Source organism: Caballeronia sp. ATUFL_F1_KS4A (assembly GCF_023630905.1).
GTDB lineage: Bacteria > Pseudomonadota > Gammaproteobacteria > Burkholderiales > Burkholderiaceae > Caballeronia > Caballeronia zhejiangensis.
In genome coordinates this window covers 439,646-448,665 of sequence record NZ_JALQEB010000039.1, presented here as the reverse complement: position 1 = coordinate 448,665, position 9,020 = coordinate 439,646, and the positions used below count along the sequence as shown (strand labels likewise).

Here is a 9,020-nt window from a genome sequence, read left to right as displayed (position 1 = left end):
GAACCGCTGGCGGACAAACTCGGCGCGGCGCTGGGCGCATCGCGCGCGGCAGTCGATGCCGGCTATGTCCCGAACGACTTTCAGGTCGGTCAAACCGGCAAGATCGTCGCGCCGCAACTGTACGTTGCAGTCGGCATCTCGGGCGCGATTCAGCACTTGGCCGGCATGAAAGACTCGAAGGTCATCGTCGCCATCAACAAAGACCCCGAAGCGCCGATCTTCAGTGTCGCCGATTACGGTCTCGTCGGCGATCTGTTCTCCGTCGTGCCGGATCTCGCGAGCACGCTGTGACGATGGATCGAGTGCCGCTGCACACGCGCCAGATCACGCTGCAAGGCTTCAGACGCGCGGATGGCCTCTACGACATCGAAGGCCATCTGCGCGACACGAAGTCATACGATCGCGATTCCCATGGCGTGATCGTCAAGGCGGGCGATCCGGTGCACGAGATGATGCTGCGCATGACCATCGGCGTCGATTTCGTCATCCGCGAGGCGAAGGCCGAATCGATCATCGTGCCGTATGTCGGCCATTGCGAAACGATCGCGCCCGACTATCGCAAGCTCGAAGGCATGAAGCTCGCGCCGGGCTTCATGCGCGAAATCAGAAACCTGTTCGGCGGCTTGCGCGGCTGCACGCATCTGACTGAACTCATCGGCGCGGTGGCCACCGCCGCATTTCAGACGATGAGCGAGGAAATCAACGCGAGCGGCACCATGCGGCCGTTCCAGCTCGACGGCTGTCACGCGCTTCGTACGGATGGTCCGCTCGTGAAGGCATTTCATCCGAAGTGGTACGAGGCGCCGAAGCGCCTGTGACGCATCGGCGTGCGAGCCGTGGCTAGCGCGCGTTGCCAGCAAATGTGTATTCTCTCGAAGTCGTTCCTCGAGAGGAGCATCCGTGAAATACCCCTTGCTTCTGGGCTTCGGCATCGTCGCAATCGACGTGATCGTATGGCGCGCGCGATTGCCCGACAACGACCTGGCCCGGCTCTTCATACGGCTCGCGCTCTTTTTTCTGTTGAGCTGGGTACTCTTTTCGTCGGGTCTGAGTCCGTTCACGCAGGCGCCGTTCGCCGACGTCGTCGAATTGCACTGGGCGGGGCAAATTCTCGAAATCATCTGGTGGATGATGGGCGCGCGTCTGCTCACGCTCTCACTCGACACGCTGCTGCTTCCACGCGCCTGGAGAAAACAGCGGCTGTTCTCGGACGTTTTCGGTGCCGTGGTGTTTCTCGCGGCGGCCGTGGCGGCGCTTGGCTTCGTGCTCGAACTGCCGGTACGCGGCCTCGTTGCGACATCGGGCGCACTGGCGATCGTGCTGGGCCTCGCTATCCAGAGCACGCTCAGCGATGTATTCGCGGGCATCGTCATCAACACGACGGAACCCTACGCGATAGGTGACTGGGTGACGATCGACGACGTCGAGGGCAAGGTCGTCGAGATGAACTGGCGCGCGACACATCTGTTGACGGGGCAAGGCAATACGCTCATCGTCCCTAACGCTGTCGCGGCGAAGGCGAAAATCACCAATAACAGCAGACCGGGCGACGTCCACGGCATATCGATCGTCCTCGAGATCGAACCCGAGGCGCGGCCGAAGACCGTGCTCGACGCACTCGGGCGCGCGCTTACCGGTTGTAATCTGATTCTCGCGACGCCGGCCCCATACGCGCGCATGAAGCGCACGACGACGAACTCGGTCCAGTATGAAGTGGTGGCCTTCGTCGACGACATGAACAAAAAGCTCGCCGTATGCAACGAGCTCTTCGACCTCTGCTACCGCCATCTCACCGCGGCTGGCGTGGCATGGCGCGCGCTGGGCGTAGCGGCGCCCGCGCTTGCATCGAGAGATGAAAAAGAAGCCTTGTTAAGACGCGTCGACTTGTTCGACAGCCTTTCAGGCGAGGAAATAACGCGGCTCGCGAAGCGTTTGTCGCGACACGAATATCAGGCGAATCATCAGATCCTGGCGCCCGACACCGTGCCCGATAGCTTGTCGATCGTGCATTCGGGCGTGCTCTCGGTCGCGGTCGTCGAAGCGGCAGGCGCTCGCGAGGTTGCTCGCATCGGGCCGGGCGAAGCATTCGGGGAAGCGGGATTGCTCGCCGGAATCGCGATGCAAGTATCGATCTCGACGCTCACGCCATCGGTTCTATTTCAGCTGGCCAAGGACGACATGACGTCGTTTCTCAAAGATCATCCGGAAGTAGCGAAGCAAATGTGCGAGCTTCTGGCGTATCGGCAGGATAAGCTCGGCAAGCTCGCGACTCCGATGCCCGCCGAGCACGAACAAGGCCACTCGCTGTTCCAGTGGTTGATCGGGAAAGTATGGAACGCGCATTCGCTGAATCACGACTCCCGAAGCGATTGAGCATACGGCTCAAGCTGCTTCAGCGGAGATGGGTCGCGCGGCCGGATCGATCACATTCTCGTCAGTCACCGACGCAAAAGCCTGAACGGCCGCGCGTGCCGCCGCTTTCCTCGTCTTGCCCGCACGCGACGGCGGCTGGCAGGCGCCGCACACGACGCCGTGCTGCAAGTCATGCTTGTGCGCGACGAACTTGCCGGTGCAGCGGCAGCAGGGCGTCAATTGCAGCATCTCCGCCTCGAAGAAACGCACGAGCGTCCAGGCGCGCGTCAGGTCGAGCACCGGTTCGGCGTCGTTGCGCGTGCAGTGCTCCAGATACAGCCGATATCCTTTGGTCAGCGCATCGAGGTGCGAGCAGCTCGCTTCGTTCTTGAGGAACAGATAAGTGTTGAAGAATAGCGACGCGTGAATGTTCGAAAGCCACGGCATGTACCAGTCCGCGGAGAAAGGCAGCATTCCCTTTGGCGGCGACACGCCTCGCACTTCACGATAAAGACGGATGAGACGTTCGCGCGAGAGCGTGAGTTCGCTTTCGAGGACCTGCATGCGCGCACCGAGTTCGATGAGCGCGACTGCGCGAAACACCTCTTGCGCTTCTTCGGTCAGGCTTTTCTTTGCAATGAGGTTCATGGAGGACGGCGCCTTAGATCAGCAGTTTGACGGGTTGGCCTGCCAATAGAACCGCAGCATGCGTCGAAGCGATGTCGGCGTGCTTCGGAGGTTGCGTCAGCGCGGAGAGCAGCATGTGATCGTTGAAGCGGAACGCGCATAACAGCTGATCGGAAGAGGCGAGCTTCACGACTTGGGGCAGCGAGAGGCTCATCAGCAGATCGGCAACCTCGGCGGATAGCCCGAGGCGAAACATGCCGATCGCGCGGTCCTCGCGCAAGATTCGCTGCGCCAGGATGAGATAGGAAAGATTGATCTCTCGAATGCTTTCTTGGATTTCGAAGGTGCTCATCTTTTTAGGCCTTGATGTCTCCAAGGCTCTCGTTGCCTTCAATGATTTCAGTCTAGGCGCGCGTCTCCACCGGATCAATCGTCAGAAGATTGATTTTAATTAATCGATTAGCAACACCGTTAAAGGATTGTTATCCCGTTCTCCGGGAACGGAATATGCGCTGCGAGGCGGCCTTGTCGGGACAGGAAAGCGGCTTTGCTCACGATGATCGAGCGGCAGTCGATACCGGCGGCGCTTCAGTATTCAACTATCCGGCGAGTGGCCGCCTACCGAACCTCGACCATTTTCGCGCCACAATCCCGACATGCTTCCACACGGACAGGCTATGGAACGTCGCGCACTGCTTCCCCCGTTGAATCCGACCCGGGCGTTCGAGGCGACCGGACGCCTGCTGAGTATTTCCAAGGCCGCCGACGAATTGGCCGTGACGCCCGCCGCCGTCAGCCGGCAGGTACGCACGCTCGAAGCCTATCTGGGCGTCGATCTGTTCGAGCGTGTGAAAGGACGGCTTGAGCTGACCTCGGCGGGTGCGCGGTATCTGGCGGAGTTGATGCCGCTCTTCGCAGCGCTGCGCGAAGCCACCGACAGTCTGCGTTCGTCGGAACGGCGCGCCCGCGTGCTCAAGATCCGCTCGCCCGCCACATTCGCGGTGCGCTGGCTGATTCCGCGTCTCGCGAGCTTTCATCGGCTGCATGAAAACATCGACGTGCAACTGACGACATCACCGGCTCCGCTCAATTTCGCGCGTGAGGATATCGACGCCGGCATTCAGCTAGGCGACGGCAAGTGGCCCGGTCTGCGCGTGCAACGTCTGATCGCGAACGAACTGGTGCCTGTCGCCGCGCCGTCGAGACAGGTCAAGGCGCGCTCGCAGTTACAGGGCGAAACGCTTCTGCACACGCTCGCACGCCCTGAAGACTGGACCTTGTGGCTGAAGGCTGCGGGCCTTCCATTGAGCGGGCGACGCCGCGAGATGCGCTACGAAACGTCGCTGCTCGCGTATCAGGCAGCGATCGAAGGGCACGGCGTCGCGATCGCGCAGAAGGCGCTGGTGCGCAGCGAACTCGAAAGCGGTCTGCTCGTCGCTCCGTTTTCATTCGAGCTGGACCGCGGCAATCACACGTACTACTTCGCGTGGCCGACGGCGCGTCCGCAATCCGATGCACTGAAGATTTTCCGCCGATGGCTGCACTCGTTGCTCAACGAATAGCGCTCACGAATCGCCGACCCTTTAACAAAAAGTCAAAGGCTCGTTTCTAAATTGTCGATTGTCCGGAAGGCCGGTGAGTACCTATTCTCGTCGGCATGATTCGTCGCGGTGACGAGTCACGAGACAGGACAATCACAAATGCCAAGAGACAGCCTCAACGGCGTGCGGGTGATCGATTTCTCGCATGTCCTCGCCGGTCCGGTCTGCTCGATGACGCTCGCCGATCTCGGCGCGCACGTCGTCAAGATCGAGCCGCCCGACGGCGAGATCGGGCGGCGCATCGGCCCGCCGTGGATCAGCGGTGAAAGCCCGGCCTTCATCAGCGTCAACCGCAACAAGTACAGCGTCGCGATCGATCTGAAAACCGACGCGGGGCGCGAAGCCGTTCGCCGCATGTTGCGCGAGGCCGACGTGCTCGTCGAAAACTTTCGGCCGGGCGTGATGGCATCGATGGGACTCGACTTCGACGCACTGCGTCAGTTGAATCCCCGGCTCGTCTACTGCTCGATCTCCGCCTTCGGTCAGACGGGCGCGAATCGCAAGCGGCCGGGCGTCGATGGCGTGATCCAGGCTGTCAGCGGTCTGATGAGCACGCTCGGCACGACGAACGCCGAGCCGCTGAAAGTCCCGATTCCCGTTGCCGACATGATGGGCGGCTATCTCGCATCGATCGCGATTCTCGGCGCGCTGCATCAGGTTCGCGCGGGCGGCCGTGCCCAGCATCTCGACGTGAGTCTCTACAACGCGACGCTGATGCTGCAGCAGATCGGCTTCGCTGCGTATTTCGCGTCCGGCCGCGAGCCGGAAAAAACCGGCAGCGCCGCGCCTTATGCGTGCCCGAACGAAGCGTTCGCGACGCAGGACGGCTGGATGATGGTCGTCGCCTATCATCCGGAACGATGGCGCGCGCTGTGCGAGGTGCTCGCATCGTCCGCACTCGCAGCGGATCCGCGCTTCGCCACCAACGACGATCGCGTGCGCCATCGCAAGGCGCTGCATCACATGCTCGCGGCGCGTTTCGTCGAACGCCCGACCGCGGAGTGGATGGAACGGCTCGCAGCGCGGGACATTCTGTGTTCGCCCGTCGCAACCTACGGCGATGTCATCGAAACGGCGGAATACGCCGAATGCGGACTGGCGCAGACGATCGATCATCCGGTCGCGGGAATCATGCGTACGCACGGCTTCGCGCTCGGTCCATCCGACCGCGCAAGCGTGCCCGACGTGCCAGCGCCGCTGACGGGCCAGCACACGCTGCAGATGCTGGAGCGATACGGCTTCGCCCAAAGCGAGATCGCGGAACTGCTGAATGCGGGCGTGATCCGCCTGGGCCGCGCAACGCGCGAGACCTGCGATGAAGACCGCAAGGTGAGCGCATGAGCGCCGCGATCATACGGAGCGAACGACGCGGCCAGGTCGCGCTCGTGCGTCTCGCGTCGGATAACCCGCTCAATCCGCTGACCGACGCGTTGATGGATCAGCTCATCGACGTCCTGCTGCGCAACGAAGCCGATCCGCAAATTCACGCAATCGTTCTGACAGGGTCCGACAAGGCCTTCGCCGCCGGCGCCGACATCGTCGCGATGTCGAAGCTCGATTACGCGAGCGCATTCTCGGATGACTACATCGGACGAAGCTGGGACCGCATCCGCATGGCCCGCAAGCCGATCATCGCTGCGGTAGGCGGCTATGCGCTCGGCGGCGGCTGCGAACTGGCGATGATGTGCGACATCGTCATCGCTGCGGACGATGCGCTCTTCGGCCAGCCCGAAATCAAGCTCGGCATCGTGCCGGGCGCGGGCGGCACGCAGCGTCTGCCGCGCGCGGTGGGCAAATCGACCGCGATGCTCGCGTGCCTGACCGGCGAATCCTTCAACGCAAGCGAGGCATTGGCATATGGACTCGTGTCGATGGTCGTCGCTCGCGAGCGCTTGATCGACGAAGCGATGCGCGTCGGCGAGCAGATCGCGCGTCATTCGCTGCCGGTGATCGTCGCGATCAAGGAAGCCGTCAATCGTGCGTTCGAGTCCTCGCTGTCGGAAGGTCTGTTGTTCGAGCGAAGGCTATTTCATGCGGGCTTTGCGCTCGCCGATCAGAAAGAAGGCATGGCCGCGTTTCTCGAACGTCGTCAGGCCGCATTCCAGAACCGGTAGTTGCCGGCGAAACTATCAGGAGACTTTGTCGTGTCAGCTTATTCAAACGATTCGGGTTCGCTGGTCGAGTCATCCCTCGACGACGGCGTGCTCGTGCTCACGCTCAACAGCGCAAGCGACGGCAACGCGCTGAACGTCGCGATGACAGAGGCGCTGTCGGATGCGCTCGAAGAGATCAACGACCGGCGCGACGTGCATTGCGTCCTGCTGCGTTCGTCGTCGCGGCATTTCTGCACGGGTGGCAACGTGAAGGACATGCAAAGCGGCAGCGACCTGATGAGCGGCAGCGTCGAAGACGTGCGCGACCGCTTGCATCGCAGCTTGCACCGGATCACGCGCGCATTGAGCGGTCTCGATGTGCCTTCGGTATGCGCGGTCAATGGCGCCGCAGTCGGAGCGGGCTGCGATCTCGCGTTGATGTGCGATATCCGCGTGGCGAGCACGAAAGCCGTTTTCGCAGAGAGCTTCTTGCGGCTGGGACTTGTATCGGGCATCGGCGGATCGTGGTTTCTCGCGCGCATCGTCGGCTATGCGAAGGCGCTCCAACTGACGCTGACCAGCGAGTTCATCGATGCGGAAGCGGCGCTCAAGCTCGGCATCGTCTCGAAGGTCGTGCCGGAGGATGCGCTCGACACCGAAGCGTTGTCGCTGGCGAAACGCATCGCGCACAGCCCGCCGACTGCACTGCGCATGGCGAAGCGGCTCGTGCGCGAAGCGGCCGATGCATCGCTTGAAACGACGCTCGAAATGGCGGCGAGCATGCAGGCCATTCTGTTGTGCGGCCGCGAGCACAAGGAGGCTGTCGACCGGTTTCTCGCGCAGCAAGCGGCGAAGAAGCGCACGCACATGTGATGCGCCTTACGGCCACTGCGTCGATCGCGCGGGGCCTCACGAACTGAATCACAGGAGACGACCATGTCCACGACTTCCGGCGCGCGACATTCAAAGCCCGGCATGCTGCGGATCATCGCGACATCGAGCCTCGGCACGATGCTCGAGTACTACGATTTCTTCGTCTACGTCGCGCTGACATCGACGCTGACGCACTTGTTCCTGCCATCGACGGATCGCACGGTCGCCGCGATGGCGGGCGTCGCCACGTTCGGCATCGCGTATGTCGCGCGGCCGCTCGGCACGATCATCTTCAGCCCGATGGCCGACCGCATCGGACGCAAGAAGACCTTCGTCATCACGCTCGCGATCATGGGTATCGCGACGGTGGGCATCGGCTGTCTGCCGAGCTACGCGATGGCCGGCCTGCTTGCGCCGATCGGCCTCATCGCGCTGCGCGTGGTGCAGGGCATCGCGCTCGGCGGCGAATATGGCTCCGCGGTCGTCTACGTCATGGAGCATGCGCCCGCGGGCCGCAAAGGCATGGCGACGAGCGTGCTGCAAAGCACCGCGAGCCTCGGCCTTTTGCTCGCGCTCGCTATCGTGTCAGCGCTGAAGTTCGCGCTCGATGCAGCCGCATTCGAATCGTGGGGCTGGCGCGTCCCGTTCCTGATCTCGGCGCCGATCGTCGCGGTGGCGACATGGATCCGGCTCGGCATGAAGGAAACGCCCGTGTTCGCGGAGATGAAAGAGGCGGGCCGTCTGTCGAAATCGCCGCTGCAGGACACGTTGTCGAGCGCGACGTCGTGGAAGGCGATTCTCGTCGCGATGTTCGGCGCGCAAGGTGGAACGTCGGTATCGCTTTATACGTCGATCGTCTACATGCTGTACTTCCTGCAGAACGTGTTGAAGGTCGATCCGTCGCGCGCAAATCTCTGCCTTGGCGTCGCTATCGTCGTGGCCGCGCCGCTTTATCCGGCGTTCGGCCGTCTGTCCGATGCGATCGGCCGGGCGCGCGTGATGCTGATCGGCATCGTGCTCTGGATACTCGCAGCGTATCCGGCATTCGCGGGCATCAGGACGAATGCGCTCGCGGGCGGCTGGGTCACGGCGACGCTGCTCGTCGCGCTGCTCGCCGTGTTGACCGCGATGATCATGGCGCCGCTGCCCGCGTTCATCGCCGAATGTTTTCCACCGCAAAGCAGGACCACGGGCTTCGGATTGTCGCAACAACTCGGCAATGTGCTGTTCGGCGGGTTTCTTCCGTTGATCAGTCTTTCGCTCGTCAATCTGACGGGCAACCCGCTTGCGGGCGTCGGGTATTCGATCGTTTCGCTGTTGCCCTGCCTTGCCGTTACCTATTTTTGGGGACTGCGGCAGGATCGGCTCATTCGTCAGCGTCATTACGAAGTGCAGTGCGCGAGCCCTGCCGACACGGCTCAATTGCCGGTACGTTGAATCGGCGATGACACGAAGCGCGGCATCGCGATGCCGC

General features: G+C 62.4%; 10 protein-coding genes. 8 read left to right on the top strand and 2 right to left on the bottom strand.

The annotated features are described in order from the left end of the window. The 3 genes from NCS03_RS27480 to NCS03_RS27470 form a co-directional block, all read left to right on the top strand. Positions 1–291: electron transfer flavoprotein subunit alpha/FixB family protein (locus NCS03_RS27480; protein ID WP_250530215.1), on the top strand; the 291-nt coding region annotated here is incomplete at its 5' end. Positions 292–293: 2 nt separating this feature from the next. Beyond that, positions 294–818, top strand: a complete 525-nt coding sequence (locus NCS03_RS27475; protein WP_175981697.1) for a DUF2889 domain-containing protein — start codon at positions 294–296, stop codon at positions 816–818. Between the two features lie 82 nt (positions 819–900). After that, positions 901–2,373, top strand: coding sequence for a mechanosensitive ion channel domain-containing protein (locus tag NCS03_RS27470; RefSeq protein ID WP_250530214.1), 1,473 nt, complete (start codon positions 901–903; stop codon positions 2,371–2,373). A gap of 9 nt (positions 2,374–2,382) precedes the next feature. On the opposite strand, the gene flhC is transcribed toward NCS03_RS27470, so the two are convergent. Together flhC and flhD are read right to left on the bottom strand one after the other, a co-directional pair. Continuing rightward, positions 2,383–2,991, bottom strand: a complete 609-nt coding sequence (gene flhC, locus NCS03_RS27465; RefSeq protein WP_175981699.1) for a flagellar transcriptional regulator FlhC — start codon at positions 2,989–2,991, stop codon at positions 2,383–2,385. Between the two features lie 22 nt (positions 2,992–3,013). Further along, on the bottom strand, positions 3,014–3,331 hold the full coding sequence (flhD, locus tag NCS03_RS27460) for a flagellar transcriptional regulator FlhD (RefSeq protein WP_008346874.1): 318 nt from the start codon (positions 3,329–3,331) through the stop codon (positions 3,014–3,016). Between the two features lie 325 nt (positions 3,332–3,656). Here flhD and NCS03_RS27455 point away from each other — a divergent pair, with 325 nt between their 5' ends. The 5 genes from NCS03_RS27455 to NCS03_RS27435 all read left to right on the top strand — a co-directional run bounded on the left by NCS03_RS27455 (position 3,657) and on the right by NCS03_RS27435 (position 8,983). After that, positions 3,657–4,541, top strand: coding sequence for a LysR substrate-binding domain-containing protein (locus tag NCS03_RS27455; protein ID WP_008346873.1), 885 nt, complete (start codon positions 3,657–3,659; stop codon positions 4,539–4,541). Positions 4,542–4,679: 138 nt separating this feature from the next. Next, entirely contained in the window at positions 4,680–5,921 is a 1,242-nt protein-coding gene (locus NCS03_RS27450) for a CaiB/BaiF CoA transferase family protein (RefSeq protein WP_250530213.1), read from the top strand. Then, positions 5,918–6,694 (top strand): enoyl-CoA hydratase-related protein, encoded by a 777-nt coding sequence (locus NCS03_RS27445; protein ID WP_250437355.1) that lies wholly within the window; start codon positions 5,918–5,920, stop codon positions 6,692–6,694. Before NCS03_RS27450 ends, NCS03_RS27445 begins: the two co-directional genes overlap by 4 nt. Positions 6,695–6,724: 30 nt before the next feature. After that, the gene (locus NCS03_RS27440; protein WP_250530212.1) at positions 6,725–7,546 is read left to right on the top strand and encodes an enoyl-CoA hydratase-related protein; all 822 of its coding nucleotides are present in this window, start codon (positions 6,725–6,727) and stop codon (positions 7,544–7,546) included. Between the two features lie 63 nt (positions 7,547–7,609). Next, positions 7,610–8,983, top strand: coding sequence for an MFS transporter (locus NCS03_RS27435; RefSeq protein WP_250530211.1), 1,374 nt, complete (start codon positions 7,610–7,612; stop codon positions 8,981–8,983). The last annotated feature ends 37 nt before the right edge of the window (positions 8,984–9,020 follow it).

What these genes read in the sequence shown, in the direction of transcription:
- NCS03_RS27450 (WP_250530213.1), top strand. Translation starts at nt 4,680, where the DNA reads ATGCCAAGAGACAGCCTCAACGGCGTGCGGGTGATCGATTTCTCGCAT.
- NCS03_RS27445 (WP_250437355.1), top strand. Translation starts at nt 5,918, where the DNA reads ATGAGCGCCGCGATCATACGGAGCGAACGACGCGGCCAGGTCGCGCTC.
- NCS03_RS27435 (WP_250530211.1), top strand. Translation starts at nt 7,610, where the DNA reads ATGTCCACGACTTCCGGCGCGCGACATTCAAAGCCCGGCATGCTGCGG.
- NCS03_RS27455 (WP_008346873.1), top strand. Translation starts at nt 3,657, where the DNA reads ATGGAACGTCGCGCACTGCTTCCCCCGTTGAATCCGACCCGGGCGTTC.
- flhD (WP_008346874.1), bottom strand. Translation starts at nt 3,331, where the DNA reads ATGAGCACCTTCGAAATCCAAGAAAGCATTCGAGAGATCAATCTTTCC.
- NCS03_RS27475 (WP_175981697.1), top strand. Translation starts at nt 294, where the DNA reads ATGGATCGAGTGCCGCTGCACACGCGCCAGATCACGCTGCAAGGCTTC.